The sequence below is a fragment of the Desulfobacterales bacterium genome (assembly GCA_030066985.1).
GTDB lineage: Bacteria > Desulfobacterota > Desulfobacteria > Desulfobacterales > JAHEIW01 > JAHEIW01.
The window spans coordinates 42,297-65,415 of the sequence record JASJAN010000001.1; the positions used below are offsets into that span (position 1 = coordinate 42,297).

Genomic DNA, 23,119 nt, shown 5'->3' on the forward strand with positions numbered 1-23,119 from the left:
TGTTTTAGCCATTTATCGTCGTTTGCATCCATCTGATCTGAATCCTTAAAATAGCGTCAACCCGTTGTCTACACCTTGAATGTGCGGCTTTGGCTGACACGGGTATCTGCTTGCACAACCTAAAACAACATGCTATCGCTTGCGATCACAACAGCCACCTTCAGCCGCATGGGGTTAAGTGGTCGTGTGGCCGACCGTAGATTTCCTTAATATTTACAAATTCAGATATTTATAAATAGTGAAAGCTTTATTCAGGTTCAGGCGATTATAGAGAAAACAGAGTTGAGCGTCAAGCGCTGCAACCGTAATTTAGTCATATTCAAATGAAACTGTTGACCAAAATGATATGGATCACCCTACTGCTGGCGGTGCTTCTGATGGTCGGGGGGGTGATTTATCTGCAACAACTGAAACCGCAATATTCAGGCGATCTGGTGCTTAAAGGCCTTCACGGGGTAGTGGACGTCTATTTTGACGACTGGGCCGTACCGCATATATATGCCAGAAATGAGGCCGATGCCTATTTTGCACTGGGTTATGTCCATGCGCAGGAGCGCCTTTTCCAAATGGAGATCATGCGGCGGATTGCCGCTGGGCGCATGGCGGAAATCCTCGGTCAAAAACTGGTGAAAACAGATCGATTCTTCCGTACTATCGGAATCGGCGAGAGTGCCAGGCGATCGGCAGAAAAGCTGAGCCGTGATAGTGGCAGCCCTTACCAAAAAGCTGCGCAGGCCTATTTAGACGGCATTAACCAGTTTATAGAAAAAGGCAAAACGCCGATTGAATTTACGATCTTAAGAATTCCCAAAGAAAAATTTACCCCTCAGGATATATTCCTGGTCGCTGGATTCATGGCCTTTGGCTTTTCCCAGGCCTTTCGTACCGACCCGCTGGTCGCCAAGGTGCACCAAGCGTATGGTTGGTCGTACCTGAAAGACTGGGAGCTGGGCTGGCCGGCCGGCGCCCGCAAAATTCCGGTTCATCGATCAAATTTCAACTCATCGGCAGCCGCCATCAGCGCGGCCATTTCGCCGATTCTCGAGCGGTTGCCGGCTGCCGCATGGATCGGCAGCAATGGCTGGGTGATTTCGGGGCAAAAAACCGCCTCGGGAAAGGTACTGCTGGCCAACGATACCCATATTGTGTTTACCCAACCATCCGTGTGGTATGAAGCCCATCTTGAATATCCGAGCAACAGCTTTTACGGCTTTTATGCCGCCGGGATCCCCTTTGGTCTGGTGGGACGCAGCCGCTCTATTGCATGGGGATTGACCATGTTCCACAATGATGATGTCGATTTTTATAAAGAGCGCGCCAATCCCGAAAATACCGATCAGGTCTGGGTCGATGATCACTGGGAGGATCTGACGATTCGGAGTGAAACGATTCAGGTGCGGTTTGCCGAAGATGTGACGTTTAAGGTGCGGGAATCACGCCATGGCCCACTGCTGAATGACGTAAATGACACGCTGGCGGCTATGACATCTGATCCCATTTCACTGTGGTGGACGTTAAACCAATTCCCGAGCACAGCGCTGCAGGCGGCCTATCATTTTTCCCACGCTAAGAATATCGATGAGATGCGCCGCGCTGCCGCTTTGGTTGATGCACCGGGGCTTAACATCATGTATGGCGATACATCCGGAAACATTGCCTGGTGGGCCGCCGCCCGTCTCGTGAAGCGACCCGCGCATGTGAATTCCAAACTGTTTCTCGACGGAGCCAGCGGCAAAGATGAACCGCTGGGGTATTATGATTTTAAGGACAATCCCCACTCGGAAAATCCGCCGAATGGTTATGTGTATTCAGCCAACAATCAACCGCAGACTTTTACGGACAAACTTTATCCCGGCTATTACGCACCGGATCATCGCGCCCGTCGCATCGAGGCCCTTTTGGAAGCACGCAACCGGTGGTCAGTTGAGGCGGTTAAAAATATGGGTACCGATAGCCAATCGCCGGCACTGCCCGAAATGACCGCAGAAATCTTAGGAACCATCGGTGGTCCGGCGCAGCTCACCCATACACCGCTGGCCGCAGAGGCCTATCGGATCCTTGAGCAATGGGATGGTGACCACACCATAAACGCTGTCGGCCCTACCCTATTTTATAAGCTTCTGGCGCTGATTGCTGAAACCACGTTTATCGATGAATTAGGACCAGCGGATTATCAGATCTTTTTGACGACGCATCTGATGAAACGGTCGTTGCCGGTAATTCTGCAAAACGATTCATCATTGTGGTGGGATAACATCCACACCAAAGACATAAAAGAAACCCGCCAGATGATTTTTGTGCAATCCTTTGAACGGGCCCTGCGGGAGCTGGAAAAGCAGCTGGGGTCCGTCATTTCTGAATGGCAGTGGGGCAAAGTCCATACCCTTGAACATCAACACCTGCTGGGCAGAAAAAAACCGCTGGATAAAGTGTTTAATGTCGGGCCGTTTTCAGTGCCAGGCGGCAATGAAGTCATCGCCAATCTGGCCTTTCGGCTCAACACCAAAGGCCGCTACCCTGTGCTTTACGGCCCGGCCATGCGCTTTGTGGTTGATTTTTCAAATCCCGCAGGTGTGCTGAGCGTAAACCCCACAGGGCAGTCCGGTTTTTTTCTCAGCCGTCATTATGATGACCAGGCGACTTTATTTAACAGCGGAAAATGGCGCCCTGAGTTGATGAACGCTGCCAACATCCGTCAAAAGCCAATGGGCAAATTGATGTTAAGACCCCATTAGCTGGCAGGTGGCAGCGTCCAGAAGTTCCGCCAGAGGCGGTTCAGGTGTCAGGTTTCGGGTGTCAATTCTCTTGGGTTTCAGGTGTCAGGTGTCAGGTTTCAGTAAAATGCAAAAAGATTACGGTTAATAGATGATAATCGGAAAGGAGGGCTGCACCCATATCGGACTTGTCGTTTTTCGGCCTGTATTGTCTTCCAGGGGTACTGAGATGTCTATTTTCGGCTTAACCCGGAATAACTAATAAATCAAAACGAGGTAATGGTTGCTGAGGACGGAGGACTAACTAAAAACTTCTGGTTGAAGTCTGGAAACATTGAACTGACACCTGACACCTGAAACCTGAAACCTGCTTTTAGCTGACACCTGAACACTTTATGATGAACATTGATAGTTGGGAAACAAATTTAATTTAAACAGAAGCTGTCTCCGACTGTGTGGCCTGAAACTGGCGGTAAAGACCGCGAAATTGATGATAGGTCAGGCCTAGGATCTGAGCGGCTTTTTTCTGATTGAATTTTGCTTTCTGCAGGGCCGCTTGCATCATGCTCACCTTCAGCTGCCAGACCGCATCTTTGAGGGAACCCTGCAGCATTGCCGACAAATCCGTCCGGTCGGACCGGCCGTTTGCCGACGGCTCTTCAGCCGGGGATAGGTCGATCGGGCCGTAAGGAGAATGAAACGGATGAAAATCAATGTCGTCAATGGTGGCCGCATCGGAACGGTAGACCGCTCGTTCGACAACATTTTTCAGTTCCCGGATATTGCCCGGCCAGCTGTGATTTTCCAATGCTGCGACGGCGTCATCGCTAAATACAGGGATTTCGTCCCAACCGAGTTCCAAGGCCATCCGACCGGCGAAATGACTGGCAATTAAAAGAATATCTTCTTTTCGCTCCCGGAGTGGCGGCAGGAACAACACTTCAAAAGAAAGCCGATCCAACAAATCCTGTTTGAAACGGTTTTTGCGGGCCAACTCCTTTAGATCTGCATTGGTGGCGGCAATAATGCGGACATCCACTTCAATGCTCTGTGAGCTGCCAACCCGCTCAAAAGCATTATATTCCACCACCCTGAGGATTTTTTCCTGCACTTCCATTGGGATACTACCGATCTCATCCAAAAACAGAGTTCCGCGATCAGCGGCCTCAAAGCGGCCAACCCGTCTTTGCAACGCGCCGGTGAATGCCCCCTTTTCATAACCGAACAGCTCGGACTCAATCAGCGACGGCGACAGGGCGGCACAGTTCAGCGCCACCATCGGGGCCTGCCATCGATCGGACAGATAATGCAGCCTCAGGGCAGCCAATTCCTTGCCGGTTCCACGCTCTCCGATCAGCAGAACCGGTCGATTTACCGGTGCCACCCGGGAAAGCCGTTCCTGAAACGCTAAAAATGGCTCTGACTGTCCAAGAGCTTCGGTAACTGCGGTCGCCGGCCGAGAGTCTAAATTTTTCTGATGAGTGTTGACCATGTGGATCCAGGTTAATTATACCAATTTTTATCTTTTTTGACTAAATATAGGTATTTTTGACATATTTGTCAATAAAAGAGTTTCAGAAATATTATACATAATTTCAATACTATATGTATAATTTTGCCGCTGGCATGATATATGCTCCTTAGTTGGCCAGATTGTTAAATCGCAAACAGGAGGGTCACCATGGGTATTTTTACACGCTTTCGAGATATCATCAGCTCCAATATCAATGCGATCCTGGATAAAGCCGAAGATCCGGAAAAATTGATCAAGCTGATGATCAGAGAAATGGAAGACACGCTGGTTGAAATCAAAGCGGCCTGCGCCGGCGCGATGGCCAGCAGCAAAAAGGTCCAACGACAGCTTGTGAGTGTGCAGGATCGGATCCAATATTGGGAAGAAAAGGCCCAGCTGGCAGTTAGCAAAGGCAGAGATAATCTGGCGCGTGAAGCTTTGGTGGAAAAGCGTCGTTATGCCCGCCGTATCGATGGACTGGAAAGCGAGCTTACTGAGCACAATCTTTTAGTGGAACAATATCAGGTGGACATTCGCCAGCTGGAGGAGAAGTTAAAATCAGCCCGCGATAAGCAACGCCTGCTTGTCCAGCGCCATATTCACGCCAGTCAAAAGATTCAGGCTCAGGAAGAAATCAGACGGGTGGACAGTGCCGCGGCCATGATGAAATTTGACGAGCTTGAAAATCGCATCGAACGGATGGAATCCGAAGCCGATCTGGTCAATTTCGGAAAACAGTCAACCTTGGATGCTGAATTTGAAGCCCTGGGTGTAGATGAAGAAATCGAAAAAGAGCTGCAGGCGTTAAAAACACCGCCTTCGATTGCAAAATTGGATGAAGAAAAAGCGTCCAAGTGATGTATGGCGGGCTAGTCGGTATAGCGAAATTTTTATTGATCGATTTGCACTGAACCATTTATAACAGTCGACAGGATTTGTTGAGCGCATTCAGAGTTTATCGAATAACTGAATAAAACCACCATCACCTAAACAAGGTAAAGGCAAAGATGAAAGAAGTACTGATCGTAGCCATTGTATTCGGAAGTATCCTGCTGGCGTTAGCCATCATTCCGGGCACGATTCTTCTGGCGATAAAATTCTTTCGCGGGGGTCTGTCTGCCGAAGATCAGGCCGAAGAGGCCAAGATGATCCAAGAGATTTATAAGGGATTGGCCCGCATGGAAAATCGTGTTGAAGCGTTGGAAGCCATATTGCTGGATCAAGAAGGGTCAAAGCGGGCCGCAGAGAAAGGGAGCTAAATTATGACATATCACATCCGAAAAGACCGCTATGGTATATATCGTTCGCGCGGCGGAATGATTCTAGGCGTGTGTAAAGGGCTGGCGGACCATTTTAAGTTTTCCGTTTTCTGGACCCGCATGATCGCTCTGATTTTATTGTTTGTCGCCGGTTTCCTGCCGGCCATCGGATTGTATCTGCTGGCGGCCTTGTTGATGAAACCCGAGCCGGTAGTGCCGATTAAAGATTCAGGCGAAAAGGAGTTTTATGACAGCTATGCCCACTCCCGGCACGGTGCGGTTCAGCGGCTGAAAAGGCGATACGAAAATCTACAGCGCCGCATTCAGCGCATGGAGCACATTGTGACCTCTACCGAATACGACTGGGAAAATCGCTTCAATGGTTAGCCCGTTACCCGCTTGTCAGCCTCTGGCGGGTCATCCCGTTTGCCCGTTAATCAAGTCGCCCAAGAGTTTCTTTTAAAACCGGCTCAATCCGCCGGAGGCGGACTTAACTGGCCAACCCAAAGCGCTAGCTTTTATCCAAAAGCGCCGCTATCAAATCAGCGGATGTGGCAACTCTAAGCAATGGGTATAGCGGGTTGCGGCGATAATGATCCAATGTCTGCTGGTGAACCTGCTCGGGGAATGCAGCCGAGCAATCTTCGAGCAAAACCGCCTTGAAATCATGACAGATGGCGTCCAACACAGAGGTTAGCACACAAAAATGCGTCGCAATGCCACCCACCGCGCACAGGCTCACACCCCTATCCCGCAACCAAATCGCCAAATCGGTATTAAAAAAAGCTGAAAATCGTGGTTTCGGCAGCCATAAATCATCGCCGTTCATATCCAGCTCTTCAAAAACGTCGGCGCCCTCTGTACCCGCCAGCGAATGCGGCTGCATCCGGCCCCTGAAAATGAAATCATCTTTGTGAAAGGCATCGGTGGAAAATACAATCGGCCATTGCTGGTTGCGAAACACACCGATCAAGTTGTTGAGGGGACCAATGGTGGCTTGCGCATAAGGGGTTATCGGCAGGGCCCGCTCTTCGTCGAAATTATCCTTGACCATATCGATGATCAAAAGGGCGGGGAACTCTTGAGATGTTTCTTTCATAATATCCTTCCAGTATTATGTTGAATTATGTCTCATACAATATATGATAACCGATATCAAACAGTGAACGGAGAGGAACACAATGCAAATGGTAAAAAAAACGACAAGGACGGTGTTGCTCGGACTGGTACTCATCGGATGCGCCGCCGCTCCGCAACCTGCTGATCGCCCTCAAATCGATGAAGATCAGCCATACCTGGAATTCAAGCTGACCTACAATTATGATGTTTATAAAAAACCTTCCATTTTTTTGCCGAAATCTCAACCCACCTTTGCTATCTGGTTAGAAGAAAAAGACAGCAAAAAGGTTCAAACCATCTATGTCACCGGCAAAGCAGCAGAAAACAAATGGATCCTCGCTGAAAATCGACCGGAATCCATTCCGGTCTGGTACGGCGTCCGTCAAAAAGAGCAAAATGAAAACAGCTTACAGATCGATGCCATGACCGCTGCGACCCCATCGGGCGATACGGCTGTCATTCAGTGGCAGGTGCCCGATCGCTTGCTTGCCAAACAGGTCAACTTATTTATCGAGGCCAACAGCTCCTATGATTACAATGACTATTATTCAGATCAAAAAGGTGCTAGCGGTTATAGCGGCGCAAACGGCCAGCCGTCGCTGATATGGAAGGCAGAATTGGATTTTACCGCAAGCGGTAGTCAGGATATCAACCCCGAGATTATCGGCCACGGCAACCTCTGGGGAAAGGATCATAAAATCTATACGGACCTATCGCATGTCACCACCGCACGGGATACGTTTTTGTATGTAGGGATCAGATACGTTGAGGGGAATTAGGCTGCTACGGCTTGCGGATGACATACAGCAAACCAAAAACGATGTGTGGCGCCAAGAAATTGTTGAATCGAAAATGCAACCGCCCATAGCACGCAAACAAGGGCGAGAAAGACATCGCCGAAGCCAAACTTGGTGGGAAAGGATGGTATTTTAAATTTTTTGGGCAACCGGCCCCAGCCAACCGGCTGAGGCCGGTTACAGATCAGATTTGATCCAGCACCGTTGAAGGAACGTCAAATGTCTCCATGACAGAATAGTTGTTGGCGCTGGAAATGGAATCAGACAGTACTGACTGAATTTGATCCAAAAGCTCGCAGTCTTCCATGCAGCCGGGGAAATTTTCACGGGTTGGGCATGCTTTGCAAGGGCTTTTGACAAGATGACCAATGTTGAAATCAAAATTGTGATTGTCTGCTGCTTTGTCTAACATTTTTAACACCTTATCATTTGAGGTTGTTGTTACTGGCCAATTTCGTGCATACCTGATAATCCTAATATCGGTCACTGGGCGTTGAAACATTAGGATTATCTCTAACAAATGAACTACATACCTATACAACTATCATGCCAAGATGCCGCAATTTTTTTATATAAATATTTTCAGATAGTTATGAATTTTACCGCTTTTTTGATCGGCAAAATGTGACAAATGTTGTCAGAAAAAGGGTCAAAAAATTGTCAGTTGGGCAATAAGTTTCCGATGATTTTGGGTGGGTGAGTCTAAAAGGTTTAATATTCAGGTAAGCAGGTCGCGGGCAAGAATCGGTTTAAGTGTTCAGGTGACCCGGCTTCGCTCCATTGAGCTTGGGGCTTCGCCGAAAGGCTTCGACCCCACAAGATATTGCGGCAAGCAGGTATCAGCAAACAGAGGACAGATAACACACTTCAGTTGCCATTATTTCTATCTGTCTTTTGTCGTCTGACATCTGACTTCTGTCATCTGACCTCTGATGCCTGAGGCTAACTGGGCTGATAATAACAGCGTTTGGGAGAGGATACTTTTCCCTGTTTTTTCAGTTCACCGATGGCTTTCGAGACAGCTTTGCTGTCTTCACCGATCATTTTGGCCACGTCACCAGGACGAACGGGCTTGCCGGCCTTTTTCATGGCCGATAGCACTTTTTTTTCCATTTTACATCCCTTTCGCATATCGAAATCGAGAAAATGCCGGGTATGAAGAAGATTTTTCTACCAACGGCCACAAACTGTGATGCTATTGATTGGCAACAAGATCAAAGAAAACGGAATCGTATATCGATTTGCCATTGCATTTTCCAGCGATCATGTTACAAAATTAAACATATTTATTTTAGAAGTGATGTCAATGTATAGAATAAACATGGGGGGGTAATGGCGACTGGCTCAGAAAACCGCTTTTCAGAACGGTATCTGCTGACCGCTGCCATTAGGGTCGCCAGCTCTAAAAGCGAGGGGGTCGGCAAAGCGACCATTATCAATTGCAGCGAAGGCGGCGCCTATTTTGAGGCTGAAGCGGATCTGCAGCCCGGCACACCTGTATTTATTGCCAATGCCCAGGACAGCAAATTTTTTCGGGCAAAAGTCATCTGGTGCCGAAAACTAAGTCGTCTGGATGCCAACGCCTTCGGCATCGGGATCCAATATCTGGATCCCGCTTCCTAATCCTAACGCTGCCGCCGCACACCAATCTTTCTACATCCCACATATCTTAACAAAGTCAACACCAATGCAAAGATCGCTGCCGCCAGCAGGTATACCGGTGTACTGATTTCCAGATCCGATCTTAATGTGTCAATAAAGCATGTCCCAGATCCGCTGCTGCTGCTGCGTCTGCCATTTGAGTCACCCGCGTCCTCAAAGGTTTGAAAAACAAAAACGGCGCCGGCATTCATCGTCAATAGACCCAGATCAACATCCGGCGCCCCGATGATAATGGTATCGCAGGCAACGATGACCACCGTACCAAAGGCTTCGTCAGCCATCGCATCGGAGGCGGTCAGTTCGGAAAGCAGATTGAACTCCCCCGTATCCGGATCCCGCCTGAAATCGTAAGCAGCACCGGCATCGACACGCACCATCATATTCAGCGGCAAATCCACACCCGGCGCACCGATCACAGCTATATCGCCCACCAGAGATACCGCCGTGCCGAACGCATCACCGATCGCTGGATCCAGGCCTTCCAGTTTTTGGCGCTCTGTCCACGGATCGCTTACATCCGATGGATCACGGGTAAATATATACACCGCCCCGGCAGCGATTCCACCGGTGACATCCGCCTGGGGCGCACCGATGATGGCCGTGTTGCCGAACACAGTAACCGAATACCCGAACTGATCTCCTGCGTCTGAGTCTGCGGCAGTCAGCTTTTGCTGTCGTGTCCAGCTGTTGTCATCGGGATTGCGCACAAAAACAAAAACCGCCCCGCCGTTATCTTCAAACGGCGCTCCGATCAGGGCCGTATCGCTGTTTAATGCCACTGCTGTTCCGAAGCGGTCATCCATATCCTCATCAATGCCGGCAGTCAGTTTGTCCGTTTCGGTCCATTGATTGGCAGCGGCCTCGGCGGGATTGCGGCTGAAAAGAAAGGCCGCACCGCCATCGGGCACGGCGCCCGGGTTGTGAAAGGGCACACCAATCAGGATCACATCGCCGTCAATCGCTACAGCACTGCCGAATTTGTCGAGAGGATCCACATCGGCCCCAGCGTCCAGTTGATCGGTCTGATCCCAGTCGCCGTTGGCCGAATTGCGGGTAAAAATATAGGCGCTGCCGGCATCGGCATCAGCGCCAACATTGTCATCGGGCGCACCGACAACCGCGATGTCGGCATCAACCGACACGGCTGCACCAAAGGTATCAAATGCCGCTTTATCACCGGCTTTTAAGGTGGCCTCGTCATCAAACACCTGGTTGTTTGGATTGCGCTCGAAAGCGGAAACCGCCCCGGTATTCAGATCCCCTCCCGAATCGGCTTTAGGGAGCCCGATCAGGGTGTTATCTCCGCTGAGCCCCACCGCACTGCCAAAAGCGTCATTGGCGGCTGCATCGTCAGCGGTTAGAATGTCAGTCTCCTGAGAGATTTCATCAGACAACAGCTCCGATACAAACACAAACGCAGCGCCGGCAGAAGTGGATGTTCCCTGATTTCTTTTTGCGGATCCTAAAATAGCGGTGCCGGCACTAATTCCAACTGCACCGCCGAATTCAGCCTGTGCCTCCGGACTGCTGCCCGTCAACCGCTGCTGTTGGCTCCAGTCGCCGGACTGCGGGTCTCGCACAAAATGATAAGCTGCACCGGCGTCGGTGGAGGTCAAAATCCGTTCCAGCGGGGCGCCGATCATCGCAGTGGCACCCTCCACAAAAACAGAGGTGCCAAATTGAAAATCGGAGCCGGTAAAGGTCGCCCTTAAAATTTCCTTCTCGCTAAAACCGGCCGATGCCGAGCTGCGGGTGAAAATATAAGCGGCACCTGAGTCGACAAAGCCGGCGGTATCTTCCCGGGGGGCACCGGCCAAAATGGTGTTGGCATCAATTGAAACTGATGTTCCCAGACGGTCGTCGGCACCGGCATTGCTGGCCGTCAGTTTTTGTTGTTGCGTCCAGGGGTCAGAACTGAGCGCTTGATCTCTGGTAAACACATACAGCGAGCCGGCATCAAATGAGGTGCCCAGATTGTCCAGCGGGGCGCCGACCACAATGGTATTCCCGTTTAGCGAAACAGACGTGCCAAACTGATCTTCGGCTGACGCATCGCCGGCTGTCAGTTTTTGCTGTTCGGTCCAGGGGTCGGTGGCATCGTCCGGATCGCGGCTAAACACATAGGCTGCACCGGCAGCAGTAGTGGTGCCATCATCTTTGCGCGGCGCACCCCCCACCACGGTATTGCCTTCCAGGTAAACCGAAGTACCGAGACGGTCACCCGAAGCTTCGTCGCTGGCGCTCAATTTTTGCTGCTCGGTCCAGGGATCTGTGGGGTCCGTGGGATCGCGCGTAAATACATATATCGCGCCGGTATCCGGCGAAGTGCCTGAATTTACCAGGGGCGCACCGACAACAATGGTATGACCGTCCACATCGACCGCACTGCCGAAGTTGTCTTCAGCCGCCGCATCGGATGCCGTTAACTTTTGCTGCTCGGAGAATACGCCGGTTGATGGATCGCGCACTAAAACGTAAGCCGCACCGCTATCGGTGGATGTGCCCGAATTGTCCAAGGGTGCACCGATCACGATGGTATCCCCATCAACGGCCACCGCGTCGCCGAACTGGTCTAAAGCAGCTGCATCGGATGCCGTTAAGGATTGCTCGGAGCTAAACAAGGGATCAATCGTCAGCGGAAAAACAGCACCGCTGGTATCCACCGTGATGGTTAGGTGGTTTCCGGCCAACGCAAACCGTGCCGGCAAGATTTGCTGCTGGGCATCAAAGGCCAGCAAGTGGTTATAATGCATTTTGACCCTGCCGGTGCGATCTTTAAAATCAAGCCCTTGCGCTGTTAATTCGGGGACCAGATCACCGCCTAGTTCAAAATGCAGCTCAAACAGATGCGACCCTGATGCATCGGTCTCTTTTTGGGACTCTGCAAAAACTGGCATCAGGGTAAAACCCTGCTCGATGCCGAGCGGGGTGTTAATAAACCATTCGTATAGACCGGTGGCGTGCATCACATCCACCCGCACACCGTCAATATCGGCGCGGCCCGCTTGGGGTATTTTTAAGCGGCCATTAAAACCAAAACGCAAAAGCCGCATGTTTAATCTGTATCTGTCTTGCACCTTTAGATGTATCCCGTGGCGGTCAATTTGGGCATTTAGCCGCTGCAGCGGATTGTGCAGATGGACGTCACCATTGTGCATTTGCCGGGGGTGCCAATCAGCGGGCATCTGAGCTGACACCTGCTGCAGGATTTGCGGCATCTCCGGATTCAAGATCTGCGTTGCGTAAGTGGTGCAAACCGCTATGGTCAGCAACGACAAAAGGGCCAACAACGCCGCAGCCGCAAAGGCGGCCCATCGCGGGATCAACTTGTAGACTTGTAATTTGGCAAACATAACGTACCTCGTGCTGGGACAAATTTGAGATTGCCGTATCCGAGTACACGTAAGGCATATCTACAATTTTATTTGAAAAATTGATAAAAGCGGGCACGCGCTCGATTGGGACAAGCTTAATTGGCGGAAATGACTCCTCAGGGAATACTGGAGCAATCGTCAATGTCTTGGATGATGATCGGCTTGACGATTGGCAGATATAATATCAAGCCACAGTCACGCACAATTGTCAACTGCTATGTTGGCGCTGCCTATATACCTATCACTTCTATATATCTATATGGTGACGGTTTAGCCGTTGAATGGATTTCGAGACTGGGGCGGTAAGAGGCACAAAAAACCCCGATGCCGCTTTGGATGCTCGGGGCTTTCACAGGAGGTTCATATGGGGGTCAATTTTGCCGATTGCCGCGACGCGGGCGATAATTTCGATTGAATTGTCTTGGGTTGTCGGCATTCTGCCGGCGTCGTTGGCGGTACTTCTCTCGCAACTGACGTTTCTTCTCAGGCGATAAATTTTGCCATTTTTTTCTTTTTTCAAGCAAACGCTTGCGCTGTTCCGGGGTCATGTTTTCAAAGCGGCGGCGGCGTTCCCGAATGCGCTGTTTGTCGGATTCACTCAAATTTTTCCAGCGTCGGTATCTTTCACGCACTTTCTCGCGCTGGGAGGGTTCCAGTTGCTGATAGCGGCGCCAGTTCTTGCGAATTCGGTTCTGCTTTTCCGGCGGCAGGTTTTTAAAGCGCTCGTATCTGGCCTTAATTTTTGCTTTTTGTTCCGGCGATAATTGCTTCCAGCGCTTTAATCGTTGACGGTATTGACGCTTTTGTTCCGGCGAAAGGTTTTGCCATTTTTGACGTGCGCTTGACTGACTGTCATCATTCTGTGCTAGATCATAACGGATATCATCTTGTTGATCACGCTTGGCCTGCTGGGCGATGGACGAATCCATATAGGCTTTAAGCGGTTGCGTTTCCATACCCGCGCGATGTGTCGGGGACGCCATGGCCGCCGGGCTTATCAACGCGCAAATCAGCAGGATGATAAAACCAAAAAATATGTTGATGGCCTGCGGTTGTCTAGCTGTCATCGTCTTCTCCAATATCGGTCATTGTATCCAAAAGGTCCAAATCTTCTTCCAATAAATCCAGGTTTTCCAAAATTTCTAAAATCTGAATAACCTCTAAGTCATCCTCAGATAGGGCTTCGTCCTGGGTAAAGCCAACAGATGCGTGTGATAAAATCACAAGCGCAATTCCAAAGATGATTCTTTTGATATTCATTTAAGCTAAGCGCTCTCTGCGTTCGCCCGGCCGCTTAAGAAGCCCCAAGGCCATTCAGCTTTTCGATGATTTCAAAATCCGAAAAAAAATCCATATCCTGAATAATCTCATAATCTTCTACCATCTCTAGTTTGGCAACCATCTCCAGTTCAGCATCATTAAGCCCGGCCAATACGGATGGTATTTGCGGTTTTTGAAGTAATTGACTGACGGTTATCACGCCGAGCAACACAACGATTGCCGCTCCAGCAGCGGCGGGAACCCGGCGCGGTTGCGCAAATAGCGACTGAACAACTTGCAGCAACCTGGCATGCCAGGGGTGGCCGGCATCAACAGACCGCCAAAATCGAACCCTGTAATTGGGGTCAGGATCTATGGCTTTGAGGGTGCCGATCAAGTCCCAGGTTTTTTCCAATGCCCGTGCTTCAGCTTGGCAATCGGCACAGGCAGCCAGATGGTCTGCGACTTGCTGCCGCTGGTCCGAGTCCAGCGCATCGTCCATAAAAACAGGCAATAACTTTTTTGTTTGCTGACAGTTCATAATGCCACTTCTCCAATCTGTATAACACGCCAAATGTAAAAAAGTTTCGCTAATCAAACCACAAAGACACAATGAATCCAAAGATATGAGTCACATAAGCGGAAGATTCTGTGTGATCTTTGGGTTTTAGTGGTTTAAAAACGCATTTTATAAATCGCACCGGATCAATTCTGAGCGCCTAATCCGAATCGATAATACCAGCCAGTTTGTTTTTAAGGTTTACCTTGGCCCGACTCAGCAGCGATTTGACCGCTTTATCTGTCACTTCCAGGGTGGCCGCAATTTCAGCATAAGAAAAATTCTCATAACGTTTTAAAATTACAGCTATTTTTTGATTTTCAGGCAAATCATTTATCGCCGCTCTCACCTGCTTTTGCTGTTCCTTTTGAAAATATGCGGCAGCCGGATCAGCATCGGGATCGGGCATCTCCTTTTTGAGATCCCCTGCTTCGGCATCCAAGGGCTCATCCAGTGACACCATCTGTCGGCGATGGCGCCGCATCTCGTTTAAACAGGTATTTTTGGCAATGGTATACAACCAGGTCTGAAATTTGGACCGCGGTCGATATCGCGCCGCGCTTTTATAGACCTTCATGAACACATCTTGGGTAATGTCTTCTGCCAGCTGACGGTTGCCAATCAAACGATAGGCAAAGTTTAAAATGCGCGCATAGTATTTACGCATCAGGTCATCAAACGCATGGCGATCACCTTTTTTGACCGCCAGCATCAGCTGAACGTCGGAATCGGCTAAATAGGCATTCTGCTCTTTTTTGCGAAATCGCATTGTCTTGATGAATCCTGATCGATATCAGCGGTCAAAGCCAGGGGATAGAACTGACTCACTACGGGTATGAATGTATTTCCTGAATTTTGCACGAGCCCTATTGAATCCTCTGCGGGGTCCGCGAAGCGGCATTCAATAGGGCTCGCCCATTGGGTGGAAATTAATGAGATAAAATGATTTTCATCGACTTAACCGTATCGGTACTTTGGTCTAACTTGCTGATTTGCAAAATATGCTGTCCTTAATTAGTTTGACAACTTCTCATTAATTTTCATGCAAGACTCAGGTATTTATTATACGGTGATCGTCGGCTGGGCGCCATAAAAAAAATGCTCCGCTGCACCATCTCACAAATGATCAGGTCAGGAGGCACCGCCCCATCGAATCAATTAATGGGGTGCCTTTAGCCCATTTAAGGGGGTCTCAATAACTATGTATCGGAAGAATCGGTTTTGGGAAGTGTATCTAAGGTCAATGCAGGCTGGCGTTTTTGATCATATCGGGAAACAAAGACGCCAATAGCAAGCGTCAACAGGTGAACGGCAAAGAAAAAAAACAATACCCCGTCCTTGGTTTTCCATCCCAACATTAAAAAAACAATACCGCAAAAAAATAATAGTTTGGTTTTCATCAGCATTTTCCTTTTTCGGGAGATCGCATGCAAGATTGCATACGTTTGTCTGTAAGGAGAATATCGGCCAATTCGATTAAAAACTTTAGTGATTAAAAACATTTAAGTTTAATTTCGATCGACCGATATAGGATAATGCGACCTTTGCAAAAATGCCGACAAATTGCATTATGTTACACTTGGGGACATTATGAAAAAGCAGATTGATTCGTTTATCAACAGTTTAAAAGACAATAACAAGCTTGCAAAATTCGATGAGGCGTCCACCAAGCAGGCGGTGGTACTGCGTTTGCTCTCATTTCTGGGCTGGGATATCTTTAATGTCGATGAAGTTTACCCGGATTATGCCGTCAATTCCACAAGCTGCTCTTACGCACTGCGCAGCAAAAATTCCAATAAAATTTTCATCGAGGTTAAACGCGTCCACGAGAAGTTGGACAATTATCAAAAACCGCTGCTCAGCTTTGCGGCCCAGGAAAAGGTCGATATTTCAGTTTTGACCAACGGAATTGTCTGGTGGTTTTACCTGACCAAATCCGCAGGTAATTCGCAGGATAAATGGTTTTACTCCGCTGACCTGCTGAAGCAAAACCAAGATGCCATTGTGCCGAATTTGATTGATCTGCTCAATAAAAGTAAGGTTGCCAACGGCCAGGCTTTAAAGGCCGCCCAAAAGCTCAACCAAAACAAAAATCAAAAAATGGCCGCCGATGTGATTCCCGAGGCCTGGAATAAACTGGTCACCCAGCCCAACATGATTCTGGTAGAATTGTTGCGTGAATCCACCGAAAAAATTTGCGGTTGCAGTGTCGATGTAAAAATGGTGGAGCGCTTTTTGGAAAAAAATTTAGACAGATGGTTAATCACCAACCGCCCTGCCGCCACCATCGGGCCGCCGCCAAAAGTAATCGAAATCCCCATGCCAGACAAAAAGGGGCTTCCAAAATTCCCAACCAAATCACCCAGGAAATCGAAACCCAAGCCCGAAAGCTACATGGATAAAGAAATCAAATCCTTCACCTTTAACGGCAAAACAAATCCGGTCCGCTACTGGGAGGATTTATTGACCAACCTGTGTGACTATTTTGCCGCCATTCATTCAAAGGACTTTGAAAAGGTACTGTGGATATCAGGTGAGGATAAAACTTACTTTTCGCGCTATTCGGATCAACTGCGCATCCCTGAAAAAATCAAGGGTATGGACATCTATGTCGAAACCAAACTGAATCCCGATGAAATTGTTAAAACCTCCAGGAGCCTGCTGACCGAATTTGGTTATGAAGTAAGTGATTTAACCATAACGGTTCGCTAATCCCCAAAAATACCATTAGCAATAACAAAGCCGGAATAAGATCGCCCTCCTTTGCCTTCATCGTCGTTTTCTGATTTCATCTCTGAGATCTGATTATCAGCGACAGTTTGCATTCGTCTGTGGTCATCCCAGATGCATTGCCGTAAATAATCGAAATCCTTCATTCTAAAAAGAGCCCATTCGCAGTCATCTTTAAACTTGACAAATGGCCGTAAGAAGATGAGTTTTAGATCCGACGGATAAAAACAACAAACAGCGCTGATAGCTTCACGGCCACTCAGATGATCAGATGATGACCCAAACGTTCCTTTTTTATGATATCGAAACCACCGGACTCAACAAGGCCTTTGACCAGATCCTGCAGTTTGCAGCGATCCGTACCGACAGGCAGCTTAATGAGCTTGAACGCTTTAGTATCCAGATACAATTGCGCCCGGACGTCATCCCTTCTCCCGGGGCAGTGATCACAAACCGCATATCGTTAAAACATCAGGTAAACGGACTGAGTGAATATGAGGCTGTTCGCCAGGTTCATCAACAGATGAATCAGCGCAAAACCATCAGTCTGGGATATAACTCTCTGGGATTTGATGATGAATTTTTACGCTTTTCATTTCATCGCAACCTGCTGTCGCCGTATACGCATCAATTTAAAAACGGTTGTCGACGGATGGATCTTTTGCCCATAACGGTTTTATACTGGCTTTATAAACGTGAGGTTATTCGCTGGCCAAAAGTGAACACCAAACCGTCATTGAAACTGGAACTAATTAGCGACATCAATCAGCTGACCAGCGGTCCTGCCCACGATGCAACAGTTGATGTGGAGGCCACCCTTGAATTGGCGCGCAGATTTTTTAAAAGCCAAAAAATGTGGCACTATCTAATGGGGTATTTTGAAAAAGAGACGGATGCGCATCGAATTGGCGAGATACCGGCGATCTTTCAAAGTGCACTGGGTGAGCATCGCTGGGGCTTGATGGTGGGCAGCGAATATGGCCCCCAGCTGATGTATCAGGTGCCGGTATTGTCGATTGGAAACTCGATACCCTATTCAAATCAGACCCTGTGGCTGCGCATTGATTCACCGACTCTTACAGAGACAAAGCCCGACACCATCGAAGCCTCCACCTGGATCGTACGCAAGCGATACGGTGAGCCCGGTTTTCTGCTGCCGCCCAACCAACGCTATTTGAAATTATTAAGTGCGGAGCGCAAGGCTGTTGTGACTGAAAACTTGAAATGGCTTCAGGCCAACCCGTCCATCTTCCAGGAAATCGTCGATTATCACCGCAAATACACCTATCCGTTTATTCCCCATCTGGATCCGGATGCAGCCCTGTATCAGATTGGTTTCTTTAACCGCAACGATGAAGCTGTGTTCAAAGAATTCCAGGAAGCGCCGCCAGAAGAAAAAGAAAACATTGCACGGCGGCTCACAAGCCCGGATGCCCGCGTTTTAGCCAATCGCGTGTTGGGTCGCAATTTCCCCCAGCAGCTGTCAGATGAGTCCGCTGCGGAATTTGAAGCCTACATTCGCCGGGTCAACCCGAGCAGCGAGGATCAAGCCTTGGTGGATTATCGGGGAAATCCCCGGATGACCCCGACTGCCGCTCTGTCAGAAATCCAGCGTTTGAAAAAATCCAGCGATCTGGATAAAGAACAACTGTCCCTGCTTCACGAACTGCAACACTACATTGATGATCACTTTCCCAAAAGGGGGGCGGGTAGGCAGCTCACCATCGGCAAAAACTTCTAGAACTGCCTTCAGATGCCCATCTTTTGTCCGATAGCTGTGTTCAAATTCAATTTAAAATACTCGCGTACTAACGTGTACGCTCCGCTTTTAAATTGAATTTCGCCTTGCTCTCAAACAAAATCTAAGTATCTGAAGGCAGTTCACAATTTTTTATGCTTTTTTCTTCTAATTTTACCATCTAGGCCACAGTGGTTCTGTCTATTGCCTGGATCAAAAGCGCATAGCGGGCATGTTTTTTCTGAACGGCGCTATTCTGTTAGATTGCCAACGATAAAAGACGCCTTATGTTTTCTAAGGGTTTTTAAAATTCTGAGTGCAGCCGTCAACGACGATTCTGTCGGCAATGGCGATCCGCGATATCACCTGATCTTAAAAATCAAAAATGCTCAAAGCAGACATCATACAGCAGCCTTGTAACGAGGGCGACGGAACCGCACGGTGTCGTCTGCAAGCTGCCTGGTGGACAGCATGTGTTACGGGCCTGCTGGTTAGCATGGCAGGTTTCTGCTGGCTTTATCTCGTCTGGCAGCCGATCTCCGCTTTGCAATGGATGCTGCAAACAATGGCCATCATCACAGTTGTGTTATGGCTGTTATGGCTCGGCCTGGGCAAAAGCAGCTCTGTGCAGAACCCGGCTTTGCATAATGCCTTGGGCGTTGCCAACTGGCTAACCATCGGACGCGGCTTTTTAATCGCCGCATTGGGCGGATTCATGTTTCAGGAGCCACCAGGTTCTGTGGCTGGGGCCAACTGGCTGATCTGGGTACCCGGTGCCATTTATATCATTGCGGCTTTCTTGGACTACGTCGACGGCCTTTTGGCCAGAGTCATGCGATCTGAAACCCGTTTAGGTGAATGGCTCGACACCCAAATCGATGCGCTGGGCCTGCTGGTTGCGCCTGTTTTGGCCATCGGGCATGGTCGACTGCCATTTTACTATATTGTCGTCAGTCTGGCGTATTACGTTTTTCAAGCCCATATCGGGCATCGAGAGAAGAACAATAAAGGGGTCATCAAAATCAAGCCCCATCCGGCCAAACGAATGATTGCCGGATTCCAGATGGGTTTGGTGGCTGTGGCCCTGTTACCGATTTTTCCTCGACCGGCATTGACAGTGGCAGCGACGATCTTCATGATACCGCTATTGGCTGGATTTATCAGAGATGCACTGGTAATCGCCGGTCATGTGAAAGTCAATCATCTTCAGCAAACCCGCTGGGATCGTCATGTCGACTTTGTGTCAACCCAATTGCTACCGGTTTTTTTGCGATTGGTTATTTGCGCAACGGTCATTTTTGTCATTTACGATGCCGCTGTCGCTGTTACCGCACTGGATGCTTCAATGCCATTAGGCCTACCGGCACTGCCAATACTGGCAGGGGCCGGCGTAATGATTGCTTTGGGCTTTTTGGCCCGCAGCATGGCATTACTGATGGGTGTCATACTGGCCGGTACCCTGATGACATGGGATTCACCGATTTGCAATTTCTTGCTTCTGGCCTGTGCGCTGACGTTGATGCTGACCGGTTCGGGTTTGGGCTCACTATGGCAACCGGAAAATAAACTGTTGTGGGAGCGACAGGGAAAAAGGGCCCGTCTATAAATCAGGTAGATATGATTGGGAGGGACATCGTGCGATCGTACAAATCATTGAAAACTGAACGCAATCGCGATCCTGGCACCTACATTGAAGTCGACAATATCGTTGATAATGATGCCAACACCCGCATCCAGTCCATAGAGGATTTAAAAGCACAGCTGGATTACGCCGCGCAATACCGCGTCAAAAACAAGCGCCCGTTCATAACGCTCAGTTATGCCCAAAGCATCGATGGCAGCATTGCTTCCCGTAACAATGAGCCCTTAGCATTGAGCGGACCACAATCGTGGAAGCTGACCCATCAAATCCGTGCTGCCTGTGACGCCATCTTGGTCGGAATTGGAACGGTATTGGCCGATGACCCGCAGCTGTCCGTCAGACGGGTTGATGGCAAAAATCCGCAGCCCATTATCCTGGATACCCACTTACGCACCCCCCTGCATGCAAAATGTGTCCAAAGAGAAGATTCAAGCTCATGGTTGATCAATGGCAAAACCGATTCGGTTGCAAAAATCCGGGTGCTTGAAAAAGCCGGTGCAAAAGCGGTCAACTGTGCCACCGGTCCCGATGGTAAAATCGATCTAAGCGCCCTGATGGATCTGCTGGCCCTAAAGAAAATAAACTCCCTTATGGTCGAAGGCGGCGCCCGTGTAATCACCAGCTTTGTAAACGCCAAGCTGGTAGACCAGTTCATAATTACGATTGCACCCAAACTGGTCGGCGGTTTGCAGGTTCTCAACTCCAGAGGGCTTGAAATTGCTCAATTCCTGGATTGTGAGCATGTCCACTATCAACAACTGGGCAATGATATCATCGTTTGGGCGCGCCCGGGGTGGAAGTCCACATGAAGCGCACAGCAGTCATATTTGAAACACCTTATGCGGTGGCACTAAAAAAAGAGGTCATACCGGCACCCCGGACCGGAGAAGTCCTCATCAAAACACTTTTTTCGGCCATCAGCGCAGGATCCGAATGTCTGATATATCGGGGCCAAATCCCGTCAGGACTGCCGATGGACACGACCATAAAAGCGCTATCAAAGCCGTTTCAATACCCTTTGAAGTACGGGTATGGCTCAGTTGGAGAAGTGCTCGAGTTGGGCCCGGGCATCGATCATAGTTGGCAGGGCCGCCCCATTTTTTGCTTTCATCCCCACGAAAGCCACTATACGGCCAAAATAGACGAGATTTTGCCGATCCCCGCGCGGATCGATCTGAAAGAAGCGCTTTTTTTGCCCAACATGGAAACGGCTGTCAATTTTCTGATGGATGGCCGACCGGTTATTGGCGAGCGCGTGGTAGTGATCGGGCAGGGTATTGTGGGCCTTCTCACAACGGCCCTGCTGAAGCTATTCCCCTTGCAGCAGTTGGTCACATTGGATCGCTATGCCGCTCGACGCCGAACATCTTTAGATCTGGGTGCCGATCATGCACTGGATCCAGAAGATACGGCCGCGATAGAAAACGCATTGGGCGCGGGCAGCAAAAAATCGACAGCCGGCCCGGCAGATTTAGTGTATGAGCTGTCGGGCGATTCGCAGGCCCTGAATCAAGCGATCCGACTGGCAAGTTTCGGCGCCCGGATTGTGCTCGGTTCCTGGTATGGCAACCAGATGGCCAAACTGGATCTGGGCGGGCAGTTTCATCGTAACCGCATTCAATTGATCAGCAGCCAAGTTAGCACCCTGTCGCCTGAATATTCAGGGCGCTGGACCAAACAGAGACGGCTCAAAATCGCCTGGGAAATGATTCGGAGATTAAAACCATCGCAACTTATCACCCATCAATTTCCCCTCAACCGAGCAAAAGAGGCCTATGAACTGTTGGATAAGAACCCCGATGAAGCGCTGCAGGTTATTTTTACCTACGAGGATTGAAATTTCCGTATTGTGAATTTCAAACAAAAGGTCTCAGGTGTCTCGGGTCAGATGACAGAGGACAGACGACAGAGGACAGAAAAAAATGAGTTGTCCGTGCACAATTCTCTGGCCTCTGTCTTCTGACATCTGTTTTCTGTTAGAACAGATCTGAACTTTATAGCTCACAACTCCGTAAAATATATAATTTCTCTAATTTTCAGATATGGATGAACACATGCACTGGCTTGACTACTTCATCATTGCAACCTATATCGCCCAGCTTTACCAGATCTTCTTTTTTGCCGTGCCCAGTGCCGGGTCTACCGCAGAAATGTTTTTTAACCTAAAGCGCAAATCAAGTTTTGCCGAGCACCATCCGGCTGCGGCTATTGCCAATTCCACCCCGAAAATGGTTGCTACGGCCACTGCCACCCTGATCGTTCTGGTCGGCGCATTCATCCCGCTGCTAACAATTGTATCACCGGCGATAAACCGCTATCTATTACCTGTCATGGAAATACCGCCGCCTGCCATTTTTTCGATTTTCAGTGCGGGGCTGTTGCTGTTGGGAAACATCCTGACTTATATCGCCGTTGCAACGCTGCGGGCACACGTCAGCTTTCACGAATTTGGTGAAACTACTCGTCTTTATACCGCTGGGATCTATCGTGCTGTTAGAAATCCAATCACTTTGGGTCTGGCTATTATTTTCAGCGGGTTTGTGCTGGCACGCCCCGCCGTGGTGCCCCTTGTCGCCATGATCCTTTTTCTGTTGAACGCCCATTATCGGATCAATATGGAGGAAGTTTATCTGGAAAAGCGCTTTGGCAATGAATATCGTCGCTACCAGGCTGTTGTAGGGAAGTATTTTCCGAAAATGGCAGGACGTAAAATCACGGCTAACTAAATAATCTCAGCAGGCAAGCTTCTATT

22 protein-coding genes are annotated in these 23,119 nt (G+C 49.2%); 12 read left to right on the top strand and 10 right to left on the bottom strand.

Features of this window, described 5'->3' with window-relative positions; all coding sequences use genetic code 11:
* Positions 1–323 precede the first annotated feature (323 nt).
* Entirely contained in the window at positions 324–2,735 is a 2,412-nt protein-coding gene (locus tag QNJ26_00140; protein ID MDJ0983918.1) for a penicillin acylase family protein, read from the top strand.
* Between the two features lie 409 nt (positions 2,736–3,144).
* On the opposite strand, the gene pspF is transcribed toward QNJ26_00140, so the two are convergent.
* Complete coding sequence (pspF, locus tag QNJ26_00145) at positions 3,145–4,206, bottom strand: phage shock protein operon transcriptional activator (protein ID MDJ0983919.1); 1,062 nt, start codon at positions 4,204–4,206, stop codon at positions 3,145–3,147.
* Between the two features lie 189 nt (positions 4,207–4,395).
* Between pspF and pspA the strand changes: the two genes are divergently transcribed.
* The 3 genes from pspA (at position 4,396) to QNJ26_00160 (ending at position 5,873) form a co-directional block, all read left to right on the top strand.
* Entirely contained in the window at positions 4,396–5,085 is a 690-nt protein-coding gene (gene pspA, locus QNJ26_00150; protein ID MDJ0983920.1) for a phage shock protein PspA, read from the top strand.
* Positions 5,086–5,234: 149 nt separating this feature from the next.
* Positions 5,235–5,486 (top strand): phage-shock protein, encoded by a 252-nt coding sequence (locus QNJ26_00155; protein ID MDJ0983921.1) that lies wholly within the window; start codon positions 5,235–5,237, stop codon positions 5,484–5,486.
* A gap of 3 nt (positions 5,487–5,489) precedes the next feature.
* Positions 5,490–5,873 (top strand): PspC domain-containing protein, encoded by a 384-nt coding sequence (locus tag QNJ26_00160; GenBank protein ID MDJ0983922.1) that lies wholly within the window; start codon positions 5,490–5,492, stop codon positions 5,871–5,873.
* A 124-nt stretch (positions 5,874–5,997) separates the two neighbouring features.
* Here the strand turns inward: QNJ26_00160 and QNJ26_00165 are convergent, their stop codons facing one another.
* Positions 5,998–6,585, bottom strand: a complete 588-nt coding sequence (locus QNJ26_00165) for an isochorismatase family cysteine hydrolase (protein MDJ0983923.1) — start codon at positions 6,583–6,585, stop codon at positions 5,998–6,000.
* A gap of 82 nt (positions 6,586–6,667) precedes the next feature.
* Here QNJ26_00165 and QNJ26_00170 point away from each other — a divergent pair, with 82 nt between their 5' ends.
* Complete coding sequence (locus tag QNJ26_00170; protein ID MDJ0983924.1) at positions 6,668–7,384, top strand: hypothetical protein; 717 nt, start codon at positions 6,668–6,670, stop codon at positions 7,382–7,384.
* 202 nt (positions 7,385–7,586) lie between these two features.
* Here QNJ26_00170 and QNJ26_00175 read toward each other — a convergent pair whose 3' ends face one another.
* Positions 7,587–7,814: a hypothetical protein gene (locus tag QNJ26_00175; GenBank protein MDJ0983925.1), complete on the bottom strand. Its 228-nt coding sequence runs from the start codon at positions 7,812–7,814 to the stop codon at positions 7,587–7,589.
* A 530-nt stretch (positions 7,815–8,344) separates the two neighbouring features.
* Complete coding sequence (locus QNJ26_00180; protein ID MDJ0983926.1) at positions 8,345–8,515, bottom strand: hypothetical protein; 171 nt, start codon at positions 8,513–8,515, stop codon at positions 8,345–8,347.
* Between the two features lie 219 nt (positions 8,516–8,734).
* Here QNJ26_00180 and QNJ26_00185 point away from each other — a divergent pair, with 219 nt between their 5' ends.
* Complete coding sequence (locus QNJ26_00185; protein MDJ0983927.1) at positions 8,735–9,025, top strand: PilZ domain-containing protein; 291 nt, start codon at positions 8,735–8,737, stop codon at positions 9,023–9,025.
* A 2-nt stretch (positions 9,026–9,027) separates the two neighbouring features.
* Here the strand turns inward: QNJ26_00185 and QNJ26_00190 are convergent, their stop codons facing one another.
* The 6 genes from QNJ26_00190 to QNJ26_00215 all read right to left on the bottom strand — a co-directional run bounded on the left by QNJ26_00190 (position 9,028) and on the right by QNJ26_00215 (position 15,657).
* Complete coding sequence (locus tag QNJ26_00190) at positions 9,028–12,417, bottom strand: hypothetical protein (protein MDJ0983928.1); 3,390 nt, start codon at positions 12,415–12,417, stop codon at positions 9,028–9,030.
* A 392-nt stretch (positions 12,418–12,809) separates the two neighbouring features.
* A complete protein-coding gene (locus tag QNJ26_00195) occupies positions 12,810–13,505 on the bottom strand; it encodes a DUF3106 domain-containing protein (GenBank protein MDJ0983929.1) in 696 nt (231 codons plus the stop codon).
* On the bottom strand, positions 13,495–13,698 hold the full coding sequence (locus QNJ26_00200; protein MDJ0983930.1) for a hypothetical protein: 204 nt from the start codon (positions 13,696–13,698) through the stop codon (positions 13,495–13,497). Before QNJ26_00200 ends, QNJ26_00195 begins: the two co-directional genes overlap by 11 nt.
* A gap of 34 nt (positions 13,699–13,732) precedes the next feature.
* The gene (locus tag QNJ26_00205; protein ID MDJ0983931.1) at positions 13,733–14,239 is read right to left on the bottom strand and encodes a zf-HC2 domain-containing protein; all 507 of its coding nucleotides are present in this window, start codon (positions 14,237–14,239) and stop codon (positions 13,733–13,735) included.
* 178 nt (positions 14,240–14,417) lie between these two features.
* Entirely contained in the window at positions 14,418–15,026 is a 609-nt protein-coding gene (locus QNJ26_00210) for an RNA polymerase sigma-70 factor (GenBank protein ID MDJ0983932.1), read from the bottom strand.
* Between the two features lie 430 nt (positions 15,027–15,456).
* Positions 15,457–15,657, bottom strand: a complete 201-nt coding sequence (locus tag QNJ26_00215; GenBank protein ID MDJ0983933.1) for a hypothetical protein — start codon at positions 15,655–15,657, stop codon at positions 15,457–15,459.
* A 190-nt stretch (positions 15,658–15,847) separates the two neighbouring features.
* Here QNJ26_00215 and QNJ26_00220 point away from each other — a divergent pair, with 190 nt between their 5' ends.
* From QNJ26_00220 to QNJ26_00245, 6 genes are all read left to right on the top strand, one after another.
* On the top strand, positions 15,848–16,969 hold the full coding sequence (locus QNJ26_00220; GenBank protein MDJ0983934.1) for a hypothetical protein: 1,122 nt from the start codon (positions 15,848–15,850) through the stop codon (positions 16,967–16,969).
* A 289-nt stretch (positions 16,970–17,258) separates the two neighbouring features.
* Positions 17,259–18,728 (top strand): exonuclease domain-containing protein, encoded by a 1,470-nt coding sequence (locus tag QNJ26_00225; protein MDJ0983935.1) that lies wholly within the window; start codon positions 17,259–17,261, stop codon positions 18,726–18,728.
* Between the two features lie 493 nt (positions 18,729–19,221).
* Positions 19,222–20,331, top strand: a complete 1,110-nt coding sequence (locus QNJ26_00230; GenBank protein ID MDJ0983936.1) for a CDP-alcohol phosphatidyltransferase family protein — start codon at positions 19,222–19,224, stop codon at positions 20,329–20,331.
* Between the two features lie 29 nt (positions 20,332–20,360).
* A complete protein-coding gene (locus tag QNJ26_00235; protein MDJ0983937.1) occupies positions 20,361–21,176 on the top strand; it encodes a RibD family protein in 816 nt (271 codons plus the stop codon).
* On the top strand, positions 21,173–22,204 hold the full coding sequence (locus QNJ26_00240; protein ID MDJ0983938.1) for a zinc-binding alcohol dehydrogenase: 1,032 nt from the start codon (positions 21,173–21,175) through the stop codon (positions 22,202–22,204). The genes QNJ26_00235 and QNJ26_00240 overlap by 4 nt, the downstream gene beginning before the upstream one ends.
* 217 nt (positions 22,205–22,421) lie before the next feature.
* The gene (locus QNJ26_00245; GenBank protein ID MDJ0983939.1) at positions 22,422–23,093 is read left to right on the top strand and encodes a methyltransferase; all 672 of its coding nucleotides are present in this window, start codon (positions 22,422–22,424) and stop codon (positions 23,091–23,093) included.
* The last annotated feature ends 26 nt before the right edge of the window (positions 23,094–23,119 follow it).